This window comes from Curtobacterium sp. MCPF17_001 (assembly GCF_003234615.1).
GTDB lineage: Bacteria > Actinomycetota > Actinomycetes > Actinomycetales > Microbacteriaceae > Curtobacterium.
Genome location: NZ_QKSL01000017.1, coordinates 1 through 18,883 on the forward strand (window position 1 = coordinate 1; position 18,883 = coordinate 18,883).

The window sequence follows — 18,883 nt, forward strand, 5'->3', positions numbered from 1 at the left end:
CGGGATCGGGATCGGGGTCGGGATCGGGGTCGGGGTCGGGGTCGGCCCGATCCGGTGGTCGGGCGTGTCGCTGCGCGGGCGGTCAGCGCCGGGAGTGTCGTCCGCGAACGCAGAAGACCCCGACCGGATCGGTCGGGGTCTTCGTGTGGTGCACCCCCTCGGACTTGAACCGAGAACCCACTGATTAAGAGTCAGTTGCTCTGCCAATTGAGCTAGAGGTGCGTGTGTGGAGTTGTCCTGCCGCTTCGGCGTGCGCCCCGCGACGGGAATCAACAATAGCATGACTTGTGCGTGCCCTTGACCACTCGGGGCGCCGAACGAACAGGAGCCCCACTTGAGCGACCGTCTCGCCGCCGGCGACACCGCCCCCGACTTCACCCTCCCCGACCAGGACGGCACCGAGCACGCCCTCGCCGACCTGCGCGGACGCAAGGTCATCGTCTACTTCTACCCGGCCGCCTCCACCCCCGGTTGCACGACCGAGGCCTGTGACTTCCGGGACAACATGTCGTCCCTGCAGGCCGCCGGGTACGAGGTCCTCGGCGTCTCGAAGGACGAGCTGCCCGCCCTGCAGCGCTTCCACCACGAGCAGGCGCTGAGCTTCCCGCTGCTCAGCGACCCGGACCTCGCCGTCCACCGGGCCTACGGGGCCTGGGGCGAGAAGAACAACTACGGGAAGATCGTCACCGGCACCATCCGTTCGACGATCGTCGTCGACGAGGACGGCTCGGTCCAGCTGCCGCTCTACAACGTGAAGGCGACCGGCCACGTCGCGAGCCTGCGGAAGAAGCTCGGGCTGGTCTGACCGCGTCCGACCCCGGTCCTCGGGCGGCGCCGGGGGTCTGCCCTCAGTCGCGCCGTGCGAGGACCGCGGTCACGGACTTCGACAGCACCAGGGTGATCGCGAGCAACGCAGGGATGAGCAGCGCCCAGCCCACCGCGGGCACGCGGAAGACGCCCTGGAACGCACCGATGGCGAGTGCACCCTGCAGGACCTGCCAGACGATGATCCCGCTCCGGACCCAGGCCCGTCCGCTCCGCAGTCCGACGAGCATGGCACCGAGCCACACGGTCGCCAGGACCGCGAGCACGAGGAGCGCGACCGCCGACGCGATGCTCGTCGCGGGCGTCGTGAGCAGCTCGACGAGCAGGAAGACGGTCACGGCTGCCATCGCCAGGAACTCGAGCCCGACGACGACGATGAGCACGCGGAGCGCAGCGGGCCGCCCTCGGGGGACGACCTGGTCGTCGGGGGTGGTGTCAGGCACAGCGATCCTCCAGCAGTGAAACCCTTGATTTGGCCATACCAGTATGGAACGATGTTCGAGGTCGTTTGGACGGCACGATGTGGTGTGCGTCTCCCGTGGTTCGACGCTCCTCCCCCGAGCGTTCTGCGGGCGTCGAACTCTCCCCGAGCGGGCTCCTCCCCACAGGAAGCCTCCCGTACGTCACATGAGCATGTGCAGAGTCCCGATCCCCCGAGTCACGGCCCCGGCCTGCCGTTCGAGCATCTAACGCAAGGAGCACCACCACATGGATTGGCGTGACCAGGCAGCCTGCCTCACCGCGGACCCCGAGCTCTTCTTCCCCGTCGGGAACACCGGCCCAGCCGTCGACCAGATCGAGAAGGCCAAGTCGGTGTGTGCTCGCTGCACCGTGACCGAGATGTGCCTGCAGTACGCACTCGAGAACAACCAGGACTCCGGTGTCTGGGGTGGCCTCAGCGAGGACGAGCGTCGCGCGCTCAAGCGCCGCGCCGCCCGCGCCCGCCGAGCCTCCTGACGCAGCAGGACCGACAGACCGTTCGACGCCCGCCGTGCCCCTCGGGGCCGGCGGGCGTCGTCGTGTGCGGTGCCGCGTCAGCCGGACACCGGCGTACGTCGGGATCAGGCGGCGGTGCCCGCGGTGAGCCAGCGGAACGGGATCGAGATGGTGACCTCGGTGCCGCTGCCGGTCAGCGTGTGCCAGTCGATCGTGCCGCCGAGCTCGCCCTGGATGAGCGTGCGGACGATCTGGGTGCCGAGCCCCGAGCCGACCTTGCCCTCGGGCAGGCCCACGCCGTTGTCGCGCACCTGGATCTCGAGGTGGTCGTCCGAGCGGTTCGCGACGATCTCGACCTCGCCGTCGCGGCCGTCGAGCCCGTGCTCGACCGCGTTCGTGACGAGTTCGGTCAGCCCGAGCGCGAGCGGGGTGGCCGCCTCGGACGGGAGGACGCCGAACTCCCCCGTCTTCTTCGGGTGCACGGTCGTGTTGTGTGAGGCGGCGACCTCGGTGACGAGCTTGAGGACGGAGTCGAACACCTCGTCGAAGTCGACGGTCTGGCTGAGTCCGGTCGACAGGGTGTCGTGCACGACGGCGATCGCGGCGACGCGGCGCATCGCGTTCTGCAGCGACGTCCGCGCCTCGTCGGAGTGGGTGCGCCGCGCCTGGATGCGGAGCAACGACGCGACGGTCTGCAGGTTGTTCTTGACGCGGTGGTGGATCTCCCGGATCGTCGCGTCCTTCGTGATGAGCTCACGCTCCTGGTGGCGCATCTCGGTCACGTCTCGGCAGAGCACGACGGCCCCGATCCGCTCACCGTGGTCGCGGAGCGGGATCGAGCGGAGCGTCACGGTCACGCCCTTCGCCTCGATGTCGGCCCGCCACGGGGCCCGGCCGGTCACGACGAGCGGCAGGGACTCGTCGACGTCGAGCTGCGCGCCGAGGAGCTCGGTCGTGACCTCGGCCAGGGACTTGCGCTCGAGTTCGCCGTCGAAGCCCATCCGGTTGAACGCGCTCAGGCCGTTCGGGCTGGCGAACGTCACGACGCCGTCGGTGTCCAGGCGGAGCAGGCCGTCACTCGCTCGCGGCGCACCACGGCGCGGACCGGCCGGGGCACCGAGGTCGGGGAAGTCGCCGGTGGCGATCATGCCGAACAGGTCGTTCGCGCTCGCGGTGAAGTTGAGCTCCTGGCGGCTCGGCGTCCGGGACTCGTCCTGGTTCGAGTGCCGCGTGACGACCGCGATCGGGCGGTCGGTGGTCTGCGCGCTCTTCGCGGTCAGGCGCCGGAGCACCGGGATCGCGCGGACACGGGTCGGGGTGTCCTCGTACCAGTCGGGCTCGGCGGAGTCGACCACACGACTCCCCGTGAAGCTCTGCGTCACCTGATCGCGCCACTCTTCGCGGATCTCCTGACCGACGATGTCGCGGTAGAACAGCGTCGCCGCCGAGGACGGGCGGGCGTGCGCCACGGCCACGAAGGTCGAGTCGTCCTTGGTCGGCACCCACAGCACCATGTCCGCGAAGGACAGGTCGGCGAGCAGCTGCCAGTCGCCGACGAGCAGGTGCAGCCACTCGACGTCGGCTTCGGAGGAACGGCCTTGCGCGAGGACGAGGTCACTGAGGGTCGACACCCGATCAGTCTAGGTGCGGCCCCGAGCACCCTCGGCTCGCCGCTGTGGAGAAGGACGCGCTCTCCACAGACCACGGCATTCGGCCGTATGTGATGTTCCACGAACCATACGCTCGGCCTGATGAAAGGGGCCGGGGTGGCGGAGAACGCACGACGGATCGAGGACGAGCCGGACGGGCACGGCGCAGACGGGGGGCTGGGACGCCGGCACGACGACCGCGCCGAGCACGAGCGACACCGTGGACGGCACGAGAACGGGCCACCGCGGACGATGCCACCGGAACTGCCCGACCCCGGGGAGACGGCACGATCGCTCGCGCTCTGCGTGGCGGAGATCCTGACCGGGGCGCGCGAGGTCGAGACGATCTCGCGGTGGATCACCGAGGAGGTCCAACGACATCTCCAGCACCGCGCTGCGGTCGCTGCTCGGGCTCGCTCGGCAGCACGCCGCCGTCGGCACCGTCCGGTGATCCGCGTCGGCAGCGTCGTCGTCAGCGTGCCGCGGGACGGTGTCGCCGAGGCCGCCGTCGTCGTGCACACCCGCAGTCACGCCCGCGCGGTCGCCATCCGGCTCGAGGAACGCAGGGGGCGGTGGCGGGCCACCGCGATCGGCGTGCTCTGACGACCATCGTCGCCGACCGACTGCGCGACGGCGGACGACGGCGACGGACGGGAGGCCCGGTACCAGCTGGTACCGGGCCTCCCGTCACGACGACGCGGAGCGTCAGCCCTTCTTGGCTGCCGCCCGACGCTCGGCGCGGTTGCTCGCGTCCGCCTGGCCGGAGGCGGTCGCCGCCGAGCCGAAGGCCGAGCCCTTCTCCGGTCCAGCGGCTTCCTCCTGCTCGGCCTGCGCGCGCTGCGCCCGAGCGGTCGCGGCCTGCTCGAGGCGCCCGGCCTCGTCGCGGACCTCGACCTCGCCGTCGATCGACGGTGCGGAGTACTCGAGTCCGGCGTTCTCGCCTTCCTCACCGAGGCCCTTGGCCTCGATGACCGCGCTGTCGCCGTCCGACTGCACCTGGACCTCGAGGTTGAAGAGGAAGCCGACCGACTCTTCGCGGATCTGCCCCATCATCGTCTGGAACAGCGCGTAGCCCTCGCGCTGGTACTCGACCAGCGGGTCGCGCTGCGCCATCGCGCGGAGGCCGATGCCATCCTTGAGGTAGTCCATCTCGTAGAGGTGGTCCCGCCAACGGCGGTCGATCACCGAGAGGACGACACGACGCTCGAGTTCACGCATCGCCTCGTCCCCGAGGGCCTCTTCGCGGTTCTTGTACGCGAGCTGCGCATCGGAGAGGATCTCGCGGGCCAGGAACTCTCGCGTGGCCTTGCCCTTCGAGCCGGCCTCGGTGATGACCTCGTCGATGGTGATCGAGATCGGGAACAGCGTGCCGAGCTCGGTCCACATGGCGTCGAGGTCCCAGTCGTCCGGGGAGCCCTCGCCGGTGTGGGTGTCGATGACGTCGTCGATGACGCTCTTGAGGAACGACTGCGCGCGCTCGTGCAGGTCGTCACCCTCGAGGATGTGTCGGCGGTCGCTGTAGATCGCTTCACGCTGCCGGTTGAGGACGTCGTCGTACTTCAGGACGTTCTTGCGGATCTCGGCGTTGCGGCCCTCGACCTGCGACTGGGCGGAACGGATCGCGCGACCGACCAGCTTGTTCTCGATGGCCAGGTCATCCGGGACGTTGCCGCGGCCCATCAGGCTCTCGGCAGCACCGGAGTTGAACAGGCGCATGAGGTCGTCGGTGAGCGACAGGTAGAACCGGCTCTCGCCCGGGTCACCCTGACGACCGGAACGACCACGCAGCTGGTTGTCGATCCGGCGGGACTCGTGACGCTCGGTGCCGAGGACGTAGAGCCCGCCGGCATCGCGGACCTTCTCGCTCTCCTGCTCGACCGAGGCCTTCATCGCGGTGAAGACGGTGTCCCACTCGGCTTCGTACTCGTCCGGGGTCTCGGTCGGGGACAGACCCTTGGCGTGCATCTCCTGCACGGCCAGGAACTCCGCGTTGCCGCCGAGCATGATGTCGGTACCACGGCCGGCCATGTTCGTGGCGACCGTCACGGCGCCGGCACGACCGGCCTGGGCGACGATCGCGGCTTCACGGGCGTGGTTCTTCGCGTTGAGGACCTCGTGCTTGACGCCCTTCTTGGCGAGCAGCTTCGACAGGTACTCAGACTTCTCGACGCTCGTGGTGCCGACGAGGACCGGCTGGCCCTTGTGGTGGCGCTCTTCGATGTCGTTCGCGACCTGCTCGAACTTGGCCTGCTCGTTCTTGTAGACGAGGTCGGTCTGGTCGATGCGCTGCATCGGCCGGTTCGTCGGGATCGGGACCACGCCGAGCTTGTAGGTCGACATGAACTCGGCCGCTTCGGTCTCCGCGGTACCGGTCATGCCCGAGAGCTTCTGGTACAGACGGAAGTAGTTCTGCAGCGTGATGGTGGCGAGGGTCTGGTTCTCGGCCTTGACCTCGACGCCCTCCTTCGCCTCGATCGCCTGGTGGATGCCCTCGTTGTAGCGACGCCCCATCAGGATGCGGCCGGTGTGCTCGTCGACGATGAGCACCTCGCCGTTCATCACGACGTAGTCCTTGTCGCGCTTGAACAGGGCCGCGGCCTTGATCGAGTTGTTGAGGAAGGAGATCAGCGGGGTGTTCGCCGACTCGTACAGGTTGTCGATGCCGAGGTAGTCCTCGACCTTCTCGATGCCGGGTTCGAGGACACCGACGGTGCGCTTCTTCTCGTCGACCTCGTAGTCCTCGCCCGGGGTGAGGCGGGTGGCGATGGACGCGAACTCGGTGAACCACCGGTTCGCCTCACCCGAGGACGGGCCGGAGATGATGAGCGGCGTGCGGGCCTCGTCGATGAGGATCGAGTCGACCTCGTCCACCACGGCGAAGAAGTGGCCGCGCTGGACCATGTCCGACGCCTGCCACGCCATGTTGTCGCGGAGGTAGTCGAAGCCGAACTCGTTGTTCGTGCCGTACGTGATGTCCGCGGCGTACTGCTCGCGACGCTCGACCGGGGACTGCCCGGCGATGATGCAGCCGGTCGTCATGCCGAGGGCGCGGAACACACGACCCATGAGCTCGGACTGGTACGACGCGAGGAAGTCGTTGACCGTGATCACGTGCACACCGCGCGACGGGATCGCGTTCAGGTAGGCGGCGGTCGTCGCGACCAGGGTCTTGCCCTCACCGGTCTTCATCTCGGCGATGTTGCCGAGGTGCAGGGCCGCGCCGCCCATGAGCTGCACGTCGAAGTGCCGCATGCCGAGGGTGCGCTTCGATGCCTCGCGGACGGCGGCGAACGCCTCCGGCAGGAGGTCGTCGAGCGTCTCGCCGTTGGCGTACCGCTCGCGGAGCTCCGTCGTCTCCTCGTGGAGTTCCTCGTCGGTGAGGCTCGCGAAGTCGTCCTCGAGGTCGTTGATCGCCGAGGCGTACGCCTTCAGCCGACGGAGGGTCCGCCCTTCACCGATGCGGAGGACCTTCTCCAGCACGTTTGCCACGTGAGCTCCTTACGAAGTCGTCGTGCGCGGTCGACGCGCCCGATCAGCCAGTCATGCTAGCAACCCGCCGGGGTCCGGCGCTGGGAGCAGCACGAGTGCGCACGACCCCGGACGGGACCGTGCGCACTCGGAGGTGGTGCGTCGCGTCGACTACGCGGTCGCGGGCGCGGACTCCTCGACGAGGACGTGCTCGCTCCCCCGGGCGTCGGCGCCCGGGTTCTCGTCGATGCCGATGACGCCGTAGTCCCAGCCCTTCCGGCGGTACACGACGCTCGGCCGGTGGGTCTCGGAGTCGACGAACAGGTAGAAGTCGTGTCCGACGAGCTCCATGTGGTACAGCGCGTCGTCGACCGTCATCGGTGCGGCTTCGAAGACCTTCTGCCGGATGACGACCGGCGAGTACGCGGCGTCCTCTTCTTCACGGCCGGCTCCCTGGTCGGCGTCGACCACGGGGACGGCACCGGTGGCGACCTCCTCGATGAGCTTGCCGTCGGCGGGCTCCACACCCATGCCCTCGAACGCGGCGCCCGAGGCCTCGGCCACGGACGTCGGACGGTGACGGCCCCGGTGCACCTTCTTGCGGTCGCGTGCTCGGCGCAGGCGCTCGGCGATGCGCGCGAACGCCAGGTCGAAGGCCGCGTACTTGTCCGACGCGGCCGATTCGGCCCGGACGAGCGGCCCGGGTCCGATGAGGGTCAGTTCGACGCGGTCCTCGCCCTGCGCTCCGCTGCTCTTCTCGTGGTGCCGGCTCACCCGCACCTCGAAGGCGAGGGCCCGGTCGGCGAGCACGTCGATCTTCTCGGACTTCTGCTCCACGTAGGCCCGGAATCGGTCGGTGACCCCGACGTTGCGGCCCGTGATCGTCACGTCCATGGCGGCTCCCATCCACACTCGGCGGTTCGCCTCCGTCCGGCGAACACCAACGCCTTGCCGCGAGGCTAGACCCTGCTGGCTCCGCCCGTGCCCGAGCTGGCCCGCGTGCCGGAGACCTCCACCTGATGCCCAGCCGATGTCCATGTCCGCCCTGCCGCGCCCGCCGCGCACGGTTCAGACCTCCACGGTGGCGACGGCCACGCACCGGACGACCCGGCCACCGGCACCGCGGACGGCGCGGACCGCCTCGGCCATCGTGACGCCGGTGGTGACGACGTCGTCCACGAGCACGACGTCGCGGTCAGCCACACCATCGGCGACGAGGGACCCGACGGTGGCCGCGACCCGCTCGACGGCGGTGCGCTCCTTCTGCCCGCGGCCGTCCGTCCGGACGCCCGCCGACCCGCGGCCGGCGTCCGGACCGGGGCCGGAGTCGGAACCGGGGCCAGCCTGCGGTACCGGGACCCGCCGCAGGGCCCGTGCACGTCGGACGCCCGCTCGACGGAGGACCGTCACGACAGGGTCGAACCCGCGCCGCCGGTGTCCCCGCGATGACGGCGGCACGCGGAGCACCAGTGCGCCGACCGGGGCCGCCGCGAGCGCCGCCCGGACGAGGTCCGCGGTGCGCCGGGTGAGCCCACTGACGACGTCCACGCGCCCGCGCAGCTTCCACTCGAGCACCAGGGTCCGGACGAGGCCGTCGTACTCGTGGGCGGCGTCGAGCCGGACGCCGGCGACGAGTCGGGTGCGACCGGGCAGGGCGTCGAGGACGGACCGGCAGGCGCGGCACAGCGCACGGTCCGGTGCGCCGCAGCCGACGCAGGCGACGGGCAGCACGAGCGCGAGGACCGCAGCAGCGGCGTCGGCCCAGGGACGATCACGGCCGCCCGCTGGAGTTGCAGCACGCGCAGCCGCGGCACGTGGAGTCGCGGGGCGTGGAGTCGCGGCAGGTGCGGTGTCGGCGAGCGGGACCGCGGACGGGAGGACGACCGACTGGGTCTGGGGCGTTGGCATGACCCGATGGTCCCGGGTGGGGACCGTCGGGGGTGGGCCGACGGGGCGGACTGTGGATGGGCCTCCCGTCCGGCCCGGATGTGGAGGGAGAGCCCCCGGTCAGCGCTGCACGCCGAGCACCGACGCCTCGACGCCGGTGGTGTCCCACCCGGCGCCGGTCGACTGCAGCACCGACCCGTCGGACATCCGGAGCAACAGCGCACTGCCGCTCCCCCCGGCGATCGCCGTCGCGCGGCCGTCCGGCTTCGCGAGGGTGTCCCACTGCCCGCCGACGGTGGTGCGGACGATGCTCGAGCCGGCCGTCGTGCGTCCGACCGAGGCGACATCGAGCTCGTCGACCCAGGCGGCTCCGACGGGGTCACCGTCGGCGGCCTGCACGCGGACGGGCGGGCCGAGCGAGGTCGGCGCACGGTCGGAGCCGCGCGTGATCGCGACGACGTAGAGCGCGGCACCGTCGTCGGTGTCGAGGAGTGCCAGGGCCCGGGTCGAGTCCCGGGACACCTGGAACGACACCAGCCGGCCCTCGGGGAGGGTCGAGGTGACGGTGTGCGGGTCGCCGCCCAGCCCGTACGCCGTGATCGACCGGGTGTCCGACTGCTGCGCGACCCAGACGAAGCCCTGGTCGTCGATGCTCGGTGGCACGAGGTCCTCGCGGGTGTCGATGCGCAGCGGGTCCTTGCCGGACCGGACCACGAACACACCGTCGTCGTTGCCGACGGCTGCGGCCGTGCCGGATGCGGAGAGGGCGAGCGAGTTCGGGTCGAGGCCGGCGATCCGGTCGCTCAGTCCGCCGCCGAGCGCGGTGACGTCCCCGGTGCCCGGTGTGGCGTACCCCGCGACGCGGTCCTGGACGACGAGGGGTCGGGCGTCGACGTCGGGGTTCCGCTGGGCACTCGTGCCGCTGGAGTCGGGCAGGGGCAGGGCGACGCCCTCGACGGTGAGGTCGACCGAGGAGATCGTGGCGACCGAGGAGAGCGAGTCGGTGAGCTGTTCGCGCATCCGGACCTTCTCGACCGTGTTCGCCCGGAGCGCCTCGCTCGACAGGTCGACCTGCGCGCTGCCGCTCTCGATCGTGACGGCGTTCAGGGAGAGCTGGGTCCCCTCGGGGAACGACGAGACGACCGAGCCCTCGAGCCACTCTGCGGGCCCGGCGAGCAGGGCGCTCACGATGCGTGTGCTGGTGGAGGAGCGGGCCAGGAACCAGCGCTCGTCCGGGACGAGGAACCGGTAGGTGGGGTCGTAGAAGTACAGCGCGTGCGGCTGGAACACCGAGGTGAAGTTGACGGGCGACAGGATGATGCCGTCGGGGGCGTAGGCGATGCGCCACTGGCCGTCCTCGCGGACGAACTGGAACGTCAGCGTCGAGGACGTCGGGCGGACCGCCTGGGTGTACTCGCCGTCGGCGTCCACCGAGGCACTCGCGGTGAGCGTGTAGGTGAGTTCCTGGTCGCCGACGCGTTCGACCTGACCGTCGCCCTGCCGGATGGTGACGCCCTGCCGCGGGTTCCACTTCTGCGAGAAGCCGCTGCTGAGGAACTCGCGGGCGACGGCGTAGTCGTTCTGCGCACCGGTGGCGGCGTCGATGAACTGCGTCAGCAGGTCGGTCTGGTTCGCCCCGTCCTCGGGGCCGGTCGGACGGTAGTCCACACCGCCGGTGGGCGACTCGTCGGTGATCGACTGCCCGGAGCGCACGGGACCACCGGTGGGGATCGCCGCGCAGGCGGTGGCGCCGAGCAGCGTCACGGCGGCGAGCGCGGCGGTGAGCACCAGCCGGAGGCGCGCACGGTGGGTCGGTCGGTCCGTCCGGGTCATGCCGGGTCCTCCGTTCCGGTCGGTCCCGCGTAGGACTCGTCGAGCGCGGGCAGCGGGATCGCCGACGTCTGCGGGGTCTCGCTGCTCCGACGCGGCAGGGTGAGCACGAACGCGGAACCCTCGCCCGGTCGTGACCACACGTCGATTCGGCCGCCGTGCAGCTGGGCGTCGCCGAGGCTGATGGCGAGCCCGAGTCCGGTGCCGCCGATGGTGCGCTTGCGGCTGGGGTCGGCACGCCAGAAGCGGTCGAACACCCGGGCGGTGTCCTCGGCCGGCATCCCGACGCCACGGTCGCGCACCGCGATGGCGACGGAGCGGGAGTCGCTGTCGACCACGACGTCGACGGGTCGGCCGTCACCGTGCTCGATGGCGTTGCCGACGAGGTTCCGGAGCACCCGGCGGATCCGGCGGGCGTCGAGCTGCATGGTGGTGTGTCCGCCCGGGGTGGCCAGGCGCAGCTCGATGCCGGCGCGGTCGGCCAGGGGGCGGAACTCCTCGACGATGTCGGCCGCGAGCGCCGCGGGGACGACGGGTTCGGTCTCGAGTTCGACGGCCTGGGCGTCGTACCGGGAGATCTCGAGCAGGTCCGCGAGCAGCAGCTCGAACCGGTCGACCTGGGCGTGCAGCAGTTCCGCGGACCGGGCGACGGAGGGTTCGAAGGCGTGCCGGGCGTCGAAGAGCAGGTCCCCGGCGAGGCGGATCGTGGTGAGGGGCGTCCGGAGCTCGTGGGAGACGTCGGACACGAACCGCTGCTGGACGCGCGAGAGCTCGGCCAGCTGGGTGATCTGGCGGCTGACGGCGTCCGCCATGTCGTTGAAGCTCCGGGCGAGGGTGGCGATGTCGTCCTCGCCCCGGACCGGGATGCGTTCATCGAGACGGCCGGCGGCGATCTTGCGGCTGGTCTCGGCAGCGCCGCGGATGGGGACGACGACCAGGCGCACCACGAGCGAGGTGACCAGCGCGATGAGCACGATGAGGGCGACACCGCCGATCGAGAGGGTCTGGGACACGAAGTCCAGCGTCTGCTGCGCATCGGACAGGTCGTACACGATGTACAGCTCGTACTGGCCGGCGCTCGGGATCTGCAGTGTGGACCCGACGGCGAGCCCCGGTCCGCGGCCGTCCGGCCCCTCCAGCCGGACGGGTTGCAGACTGAGCTCCCCGGTGTCGGCGGCCACCCGTTTCCGCAGGTCGTCCGTGATCACGGAGTCCGGGAACCCGGTGCTGGCGACGTTCTGCAGGATCTGCGGTGTCCGGGCTCCGGGTGTGCGCTCGATCGCGATGCTCGTCCCGCCCGGACTGGTGGTGTTCGAGAGGATCGCGTTCTGCGCCTCGCTCTGCAGCGACTCCAGTTCGGTCTGGTTGTTGTCCTCGGCCGCGGTGGCGGCGTCGAAGATGTTCTGCGCCACGATGGTCGCCCGGGCCGACTCGGCCTCGATCTGGTCGCGGCGCTGCGCGTACACGTTGTTCGAGATGCTCACCATGACGGCGGTGCCGATCACGGCGACGGCGAGTCCCGTGGTCGCCACCGTGATCGCGGCCGAGCGGACCATCAGCGAACGACGCCAGAGGTACGCGATCCCGCGCCAGATCCGGCGGAGCCAGGTGCGGACCCGCCGGCGCACCCGGCGGAACGGCGCCGGGGCCGACGAGGACGTCACGCCCGTCAGCTCTGCGCGCCGGCCCGGTACCCGACCCCGCGGACGGTGGTCACGATGCGGGGGTTGTCCGGGTCGTGCTCGATCTTGGCGCGGAGGCGCTGCACGTGCACGTTCACCAGGCGGGTGTCCGCCTTGTAGTGGTAGCCCCAGACCTGTTCGAGGAGCATCTCGCGGGTGAACACCTGGCTGGGCTTCTCGGCGAGCGCACGGAGCAGGTCGAACTCGAGCGGCGTGAGGGCGATGGCCGCGTCACCGCGGCGGACCTCGTGTCCGGGGACGTCGACGACCAGGTCGCCGACGTGCAGGACGGTCGCGTCGGTGGCGGTCGGCCGCAGGCGGGTCCGGATCCGGGCGACGAGCTCCTTCGGGTTGAAGGGCTTGACGACGTAGTCGTCGGCGCCGTTCTCGAGTCCCGCGACGACGTCCGCGGTGTCGCCCTTGGCGGTGAGCATGATGATCGGCGTGCCGCTCTCGGCCCGGATGCGACGGCACACCTCGATGCCGTCGATGCCCGGAAGCATGACGTCGAGCAGCACGAGGTCCGGCTTCGTGGCGTGGAAGGCCTCGACCGCGTCGTTGCCGTCCGCGCTGAAGTCGGGCTCGTAGCCCTCCGAACGGAGGACGATGCCGATCATCTCGGCGAGGGCCTGGTCGTCGTCGACGACGAGGATGCGCGGTGTCATGGGATGCGGACTCCGGAGGGCAGGGTGGGGCACCCAGGGACGGGTACTCTCCGCTCACGATAGCCGAGGCCCCGTCACCGCAGGTTTTCCGACAGGATGGACACGGTCGCGCGTTCCGGCAGCGGCCAGGCGAGGGGGCGGGTCGATGGTCGACGACGGATGGCAGGTCCCGGGGACGGACCAGCCGCAGCACGGGTCGAACGGCCCGCAGCAGCAGCCGACGCAGTGGGTGGGTTCCGGCCAGCCGGGAGGCACGCCCGCCCCCGGCACATCCGCTCCGCGCACCGGCGGGCCGGCTCCACTGCCGCCCGCGTCCCGTCCGGTGATCCCGCTGCGGCCGCTCGGTCTGGGCGACGTGCTGGCCGGCGCCTTCACGGTCTTCCGGCGCAACGCGCGCGTGCTGCTGCTCTGGGCCGTCCTGCTCTCCGGGGTCCTCGGGCTCCTGGCCACCCTCGGGTCGGCGGTCGGCCAGCGGGTCCTGCAGAGCCGTGTCCTGTCCGCGGTCGACGGCGGCGGTCGGGGGGACGCGGACAGCATCATCGCCGGGACCGTGACCCTGTACGCGGTGCTGGCGATCGGCCTGCCGTTCCTCAGTTACCTGGCACGCGGGTTCCTCGTCGCCCCGGTCGCGGTCGACACCGGGCAGCGGGTGCTCGGACGCCGCGGGACGTTCCGCGGGCTGTGGTCCCTGCTCGCCGGTCGTCGCGGGTCGGTCATCGGGTGGATCCTGCTGCAGCTCGCCGCCGGGTTCGTGGTCGCCGTCGTCTTCGTCGTCGTCGTGATCGCGTTCGTCGCCGCCCTGGCCGCCGGGGACAGCTCGGCGGGCTGGTTCGTGCTGGCGGTCTTCCTGATGGTCCTCGGCTTCCTGGTGCTCATCGCCTTCCTGGTCACCCGCTTCGCCTTCACGGTGCCGACGATCGCACTCGAGGGTCGCAGCGTCTTCTCGGCGGCAGGGCAGTCGTGGCGCCTCACCCGCGGCGCGTTCTGGCGCACGTTCGGCATCCTGCTGCTCGTGCAGGTCGTGCTCGGCGTCGCTGCGAGCATCGCCAGCATCCCGCTCACCATCGGACTCACCCTGTTCTCCGGTGTGTTCGACCCGCTCGGACAGACCGCGGCGACCGGTGCGGCACCCTCGGTCGGCGGCGTCGTGGCCCTGGTCGTCGGCAGCCTGCTCGTGATCGCGGTGCAGTGCGTGACGGACGTGCTGAGCGCCTCCATCGTGACCTTCCTGGCGATCGACCGACGCATCCGCACCGAGGCGCTCGACCAGCGCATCGCCTCCCACGTGGACACCGGTCACCCCGCGGACCCGTTCGCACCGCACGCACCGGTGGCGCGGCCGTCCTGGACGCCGGGCGCTCCCTGGTCGCCGCAGCAGCCGTGGGCGCCGCAACAGCCGTGGCAGCCGCAGCAACAGGGCTGGCCGCAGCAGCAGCCGCAACAGCCCTGGCCGCAGCAACAGCCCTGGCAGTCGCAACAGCCCTGGCAGCCGCAACAGCCCTGGGCCCCGGAGCGGCCGGATCAGCACGACCAGCACGACCAGCCCGACCAGCAGGACGGCCGCGGGTGAGCACCCCCGGTCCCGAGGAGGCACGCCGACTGCTCGAGCGGGAGCTCGCCCACCGTGACTACCAGGGCGCACAGGAGACCTGGTGGGACCGGGCCTCGCGGTCGTTCCTCGACTGGCTCGGTTCGCTCGCCCCGGACGGCGTCGGCTCCACCGGCTTCGGGCGCACCCTGCTCGTCATCGCGATCGTCGTGCTCGTCGCCGTGGTCGTCCGGGTCGTCGTCACCCGGGGTCTCCCCCGCCGCCGTGCGCGTGTCCGTCCGGGTGCCCTCGGCGGTGTCTTCGACGACGACGACCTCCGGTCCGCGCGGGCCGTGTCCGCAGCCGCGGACGACGCCTTCCGCTCCGGCGACTGGGCGACCGCGGTCCTCGAGGGCTACCGCGCCCTCGCCCGCGGTCTCGGCGAACGGGACCTGGTCGTCGTGGTGCCCGGAGCGACCGCCCGGGCCATCGCCGACCGCGCCACGGTGCCCTTCCCGCAGCTCGCTGACCTGCTGCGCGGTGCCTCCGACGCGTTCGACGCCGTCCGCTACCTGGGGGTCGAGGCCGACGAGTCCGCCGCACGTCGCGTGCTCGAGACCGAACGTGCCGTCCGACAGGCCCGGCCCCTCCCCGCGGACCGGCCGGCGGTCCCGGCATGAGCTCCGCGACGACGTCGGCACGGGTGGGCCCGTCGGGTCGGGACACGACCACGTCCGCCACGGAGTCCGGGGGGCCGGGTCCCTCGGACCGCGGCGTCCGGATCGTCACCTGGGTCGTGGTCGTCGTCGTCGGCCTCCTGCTCGCTGCCCTGACCGCCGCGGTCGGCCGGGACGGCCGCCAGCGGGACGTCCCGCTCGACCCGACCTCCACCTCGGCGAGCGGTTCGCGCGCGTTGGTCGAGGTCCTCGGACAGCAGGGCACCACGGTCGACGTGGTCCACGACGCGGACGCCGTCGAGGTCGGGACGGATGCCACGGTCCTGGTGGACGACTCCGCCGGCGTGCTCGACCGCGGTGTCGCCCGGCGCCTCGCGCGGACCGTCGGCGACGTGGTCCTCGTGACGGACGACCCCGGGGTCCTCGAGTCGTTCGGCGTCGACGCACGTCCGGCCGGCAGCACCTCGTCGACCCGCGTGGCGGCGACGACGACCTGCCCGATCCCGGCCGCGCGGGCCGCGGGTTCCGTCACCGTCGTCGGTGCGACCTACGACACGGACGATGCCGACGTGCAGCGCTGCGCCCCGTCCGGCTCCGGCGCCGACACCCGCTGGGGGCTCCTCCGCGCCGACACGGAGGACGGCCGGGTCACGGTGCTCGGCACGACCGGTGTCCTCCGCAACGACACCGTCACCCGCGCGGGCAACGCCGCCCTCGCACTCGGGCTGCTCGGCAGTGGTGACCGCCTGATCTGGTACGTCCCCACCCCGGACGGCACCGATGCCGCGCCGTCCCTCGGCGACCTCGCACCGCCCTGGGTGCCGACTGCCCTCGCCGTCCTCGGGCTGGTCGCCGTCGCCGCCGCGTCCTGGCGCGGGCGTCGACTCGGCCCCCTGGTCGTCGAACGCCTGCCCGTCGTGGTGCGTGCCGCCGAGACCACCGAGGGGCGCGCCCGGCTCTACGCCCGCGTCCGCGACCGGACCCACGCGCTCGACACCCTCCGGCTCGCGGCACTCCGGCGGATCGGACGGAGCCTCGGACTGCCCCGGTCGGCGCACGTCGACGAGGTCGTCCGGCGGGCCGCCGCGGTGACGGGACGCTCCGCCGCCGAGGTCGGTGCCGTGCTCGTCGGTGGGACCACCGGCGACGACCGGGCCCTCGTCGAGGGAGCAGCTGCCCTGGACGAACTCGAGCACGCGGTCCACCGCGCACGCTCCGGGGACGTGGGACGGGCCTCCCGACCTGCCCCGGACGAGCCGCCGACGCGACCGACGCGACCGACCGGCCCGACCGGGTCGCCCGCCGGACCGACGACGGCGACCACCCGCACACGACCAGGAGGACGATCGTGACCGACCTGCCCACCACCACGCCCTCCGGGCGCTCCGCCGGACCGACCCCTGGCACCGATCCGCTCCGCGAGGCGGTCGCCCGCGTCCGCGCCGAGGTCGGCAAGGCCGTCGTCGGACAGGAGGGCGCCGTCTCCGGCATGATCGTCGGCCTGCTCGCCCAGGGCCACGTGCTGCTCGAGGGCGTCCCGGGGGTCGCGAAGACCCTGCTCGTCCGGAGCCTGGCCGCCGCGATGTCACTCGACACCAAGCGCATCCAGTTCACACCCGACCTGATGCCCGGGGACGTCACCGGCTCGCTCGTGTACGACGCCTCGACGGGCACGTTCCCGTTCCGCGAAGGACCGGTGTTCACCAACGTGCTGCTCGCCGACGAGGTGAACCGGACGCCGCCGAAGACGCAGTCCGCGCTGCTCGAGGCGATGGAGGAACGGCAGGTCAGCGTCGACGGCGCCGCCCGGATGCTGCCCGACCCGTTCTTCGTCGCGGCGACGATGAACCCCATCGAGTTCGAGGGCACCTACACGCTCCCCGAGGCGCAGCTCGACCGGTTCCTCATGAAGCTGACGCTCGACCTGCCGCCGCGCGAGGTCGAGTGGCAGGTCCTCCGACGGCACGCCGACGGGTTCGTGCCGCGCGACGTGCGCTCGGCGGGAATCGTGCCCGTGGTCGGCGTCGACGAGGTCCGGGCCGCACAGCGCGCGGTCCGGGCGGTCGGCGCCCGCGACGACGTGCTCGCGTACGTCGTGGACCTGGCCCGTGCCACCCGCCAGGCGCCGTCCGTCCGCATCGGCGTCAGCCCCCGCGGTTCCACGGCCCTGCTCGCCGCGGCGAAGGCGTGGGCCTGGCTGACCGGCTACGACGCCATCACGCCCGACCACGTCCAGGCGATGCTGCTGCCCGTGTGGCGACACCGCCTCCGGATCGCCGCCGACGCCGAACTCGAGGGCGTCGGCGCGGACGGGGTGCTCCAGCAGGTCCTCGAACAGGTCCGGGTACCGATCTAGTGGCGCTCTCCGGCCGGTTCGTCGCGCTCCTGGCGGTCGCCGTCGTCCCCACGGTGCTGCTCGGCAGTGGGTGGGGTGCGTCGGCGTGGATCGGGTTGCTGGTCGTCGCGAGTGCCGTCGACCTGCTGCTCGCGGCGGACCTGCGCCAGGTCCGGGTCGAACGCCGGATGCCGCGGCTGGCCCGTCGGGACACCGGAGCCGACGGGACGCTCGTCCTCGCCAACGACGGCCGACGGGTCCTGCGTGCCCTGGTCCGGGACATGTGGGAGCCCTCCGCCGGCCAGGAGCCGCGACGCGTGCGACTGACGGTGCCGGCCGGTGAACGACGCACCGCGCGGATGCGCTTCACCCCGTTCCGGCGCGGACGGCGGACCACCACCGGCATCGCGATCCGGGCCTCCGGTCCGCTCGGCCTCGTCGCCCGGCAACGCGTCGTCCCCGCCCCGGCCGAACTCGTCGTCACCCCGCCGTTCCGGTCACGCCGACACCTGCCGTCCCGGCTCGCCCGACTCCGCGAACTCGACGGCGAGACCACGCTGCAGCTCCGCGGACACGGCACCGAGTTCGACTCGCTCCGTGACTACGTGCGCGGCGACGACGTCCGGTCGATCGACTGGCGTGCCACCGCCCGCCGCCAGGACCTGGTCGTCCGCACCTGGCGACCCGAGCGCGACCGGCGTGTCGTCGTGGTCGTCGACGCCGGACGCGCCGGTGCCGGGCGGGTCGACGACGAGCCCCGCCTGGACACCGCGATCGAGACTGCGCTGCTCGTCGGCGCCCTCGCAGCGGCCGCCGGGGACCGGGTCGACCTCGTCGTGCTCGACGACGCCGTGCGCGGACGAGTGCTCAGCGCGACTCGCTCGGACGTGGTGCAGCGGTTCGGCGAGGCCCTCGCCCTGGCCGAACCCGAGCTCCGGCCGACCGACTGGGCCGCGGTGCCCGGGATCGTCGACGCCGTGACCACGCAGCGCGCGCTCGTGGTGCTCGCGACCAGCCTCGACTCCGTGGGTGCCTCCGGTGACCTCCTCACGGTCCTGCCCGCGCTCGCGCGTCGGCACGCGGTCGTCGTGACGAGCGTCGAGGACCCCGCGGTGGTGCGGATGGCGGTCGCCGACGGCAGCCGGGGCAGCGCGGCGGGCCTCCTGTCCGGCGCCGGGTCCGCGAACGGGTCCGTGGACGTGTACCGGCGGGCCGCCGCGGAACGGTCGCTGCTCGACGCCGACGGGGTCGCCGACGTCGCCCGCCGTGCCGGCGCCGAGGTGGTCCGGGGTCTGCCCGAGGAGGTCCCGCCGCGGACGGCCGACGCCTACCTGCGCGCGAAGACGGCCGGGAGGCTCTGACCGGCCCGTCCGGGACGCTGCCACACCGAGACGCTGCGAC

General features: G+C 72.0%; 16 protein-coding genes and 1 tRNA gene. 8 read left to right on the forward strand and 9 right to left on the reverse strand.

The window, feature by feature from the left end; all coding sequences use genetic code 11:
- Window positions 1-146 precede the first annotated feature (146 nt).
- Window positions 147-222 (reverse strand) — tRNA-Lys (locus DEJ24_RS14080).
- Window positions 223-334: 112 nt separating this feature from the next.
- On the opposite strand from DEJ24_RS14080, the gene bcp reads away from it, so the two are divergent.
- Complete coding sequence (gene bcp / locus DEJ24_RS14085; protein ID WP_111045286.1) at window positions 335-805, forward strand: thioredoxin-dependent thiol peroxidase; 471 nt, start codon at window positions 335-337, stop codon at window positions 803-805.
- A 43-nt stretch (window positions 806-848) separates the two neighbouring features.
- Here the strand turns inward: bcp and DEJ24_RS14090 are convergent, their stop codons facing one another.
- On the reverse strand, window positions 849-1,268 hold the full coding sequence (locus DEJ24_RS14090; RefSeq protein WP_111079174.1) for a hypothetical protein: 420 nt from the start codon (window positions 1,266-1,268) through the stop codon (window positions 849-851).
- A gap of 265 nt (window positions 1,269-1,533) precedes the next feature.
- On the opposite strand from DEJ24_RS14090, the gene DEJ24_RS14095 reads away from it, so the two are divergent.
- Window positions 1,534-1,782, forward strand: a complete 249-nt coding sequence (locus DEJ24_RS14095) for a WhiB family transcriptional regulator (RefSeq protein WP_022904217.1) — start codon at window positions 1,534-1,536, stop codon at window positions 1,780-1,782.
- Between the two features lie 104 nt (window positions 1,783-1,886).
- On the opposite strand, the gene DEJ24_RS14100 is transcribed toward DEJ24_RS14095, so the two are convergent.
- Window positions 1,887-3,392, reverse strand: a complete 1,506-nt coding sequence (locus tag DEJ24_RS14100; protein WP_111045284.1) for a sensor histidine kinase — start codon at window positions 3,390-3,392, stop codon at window positions 1,887-1,889.
- 120 nt (window positions 3,393-3,512) lie between these two features.
- On the opposite strand from DEJ24_RS14100, the gene DEJ24_RS14105 reads away from it, so the two are divergent.
- Window positions 3,513-4,013 carry an Rv3235 family protein gene (locus DEJ24_RS14105; protein WP_146242665.1) on the forward strand — a complete coding sequence of 167 codons (501 nt, stop codon included), beginning with the start codon at window positions 3,513-3,515 and terminating at the stop codon, window positions 4,011-4,013.
- Window positions 4,014-4,115: 102 nt separating this feature from the next.
- Here the strand turns inward: DEJ24_RS14105 and secA are convergent, their stop codons facing one another.
- The 6 genes from secA to mtrA all read right to left on the reverse strand — a co-directional run bounded on the left by secA (window position 4,116) and on the right by mtrA (window position 12,942).
- Window positions 4,116-6,899: a preprotein translocase subunit SecA gene (gene secA, locus DEJ24_RS14110; protein WP_111079176.1), complete on the reverse strand. Its 2,784-nt coding sequence runs from the start codon at window positions 6,897-6,899 to the stop codon at window positions 4,116-4,118.
- Between the two features lie 150 nt (window positions 6,900-7,049).
- Window positions 7,050-7,772, reverse strand: coding sequence for a ribosome hibernation-promoting factor, HPF/YfiA family (hpf, locus tag DEJ24_RS14115; RefSeq protein WP_258366347.1), 723 nt, complete (start codon window positions 7,770-7,772; stop codon window positions 7,050-7,052).
- 174 nt (window positions 7,773-7,946) lie between these two features.
- Window positions 7,947-8,786, reverse strand: coding sequence for a phosphoribosyltransferase family protein (locus tag DEJ24_RS14120; protein ID WP_146245989.1), 840 nt, complete (start codon window positions 8,784-8,786; stop codon window positions 7,947-7,949).
- A 99-nt stretch (window positions 8,787-8,885) separates the two neighbouring features.
- Entirely contained in the window at window positions 8,886-10,598 is a 1,713-nt protein-coding gene (locus DEJ24_RS14125; protein ID WP_111079178.1) for a GerMN domain-containing protein, read from the reverse strand.
- Window positions 10,595-12,259: an MtrAB system histidine kinase MtrB gene (mtrB, locus tag DEJ24_RS14130; RefSeq protein ID WP_258374836.1), complete on the reverse strand. Its 1,665-nt coding sequence runs from the start codon at window positions 12,257-12,259 to the stop codon at window positions 10,595-10,597. Before mtrB ends, DEJ24_RS14125 begins: the two co-directional genes overlap by 4 nt.
- Window positions 12,260-12,264: 5 nt before the next feature.
- Complete coding sequence (mtrA, locus tag DEJ24_RS14135; protein ID WP_110904734.1) at window positions 12,265-12,942, reverse strand: MtrAB system response regulator MtrA; 678 nt, start codon at window positions 12,940-12,942, stop codon at window positions 12,265-12,267.
- Between the two features lie 145 nt (window positions 12,943-13,087).
- Between mtrA and DEJ24_RS14140 the strand changes: the two genes are divergently transcribed.
- The 5 genes from DEJ24_RS14140 to DEJ24_RS14160 are packed head-to-tail and all read left to right on the forward strand — an operon-like array spanning window position 13,088 to window position 18,843.
- Window positions 13,088-14,512, forward strand: a complete 1,425-nt coding sequence (locus tag DEJ24_RS14140; protein WP_146245990.1) for a glycerophosphoryl diester phosphodiesterase membrane domain-containing protein — start codon at window positions 13,088-13,090, stop codon at window positions 14,510-14,512.
- Window positions 14,509-15,150, forward strand: a complete 642-nt coding sequence (locus DEJ24_RS16995) for a DUF4129 domain-containing protein (protein ID WP_111079181.1) — start codon at window positions 14,509-14,511, stop codon at window positions 15,148-15,150. The genes DEJ24_RS14140 and DEJ24_RS16995 overlap by 4 nt, the downstream gene beginning before the upstream one ends.
- On the forward strand, window positions 15,147-16,499 hold the full coding sequence (locus DEJ24_RS17000) for a DUF4350 domain-containing protein (RefSeq protein ID WP_181436623.1): 1,353 nt from the start codon (window positions 15,147-15,149) through the stop codon (window positions 16,497-16,499). Before DEJ24_RS16995 ends, DEJ24_RS17000 begins: the two co-directional genes overlap by 4 nt.
- The gene (locus tag DEJ24_RS14155) at window positions 16,496-17,503 is read left to right on the forward strand and encodes an AAA family ATPase (RefSeq protein WP_375334713.1); all 1,008 of its coding nucleotides are present in this window, start codon (window positions 16,496-16,498) and stop codon (window positions 17,501-17,503) included. Before DEJ24_RS17000 ends, DEJ24_RS14155 begins: the two co-directional genes overlap by 4 nt.
- Window positions 17,503-18,843 carry a DUF58 domain-containing protein gene (locus DEJ24_RS14160; RefSeq protein ID WP_111079182.1) on the forward strand — a complete coding sequence of 447 codons (1,341 nt, stop codon included), beginning with the start codon at window positions 17,503-17,505 and terminating at the stop codon, window positions 18,841-18,843. Before DEJ24_RS14155 ends, DEJ24_RS14160 begins: the two co-directional genes overlap by 1 nt.
- Window positions 18,844-18,883: the final 40 nt, after the last annotated feature.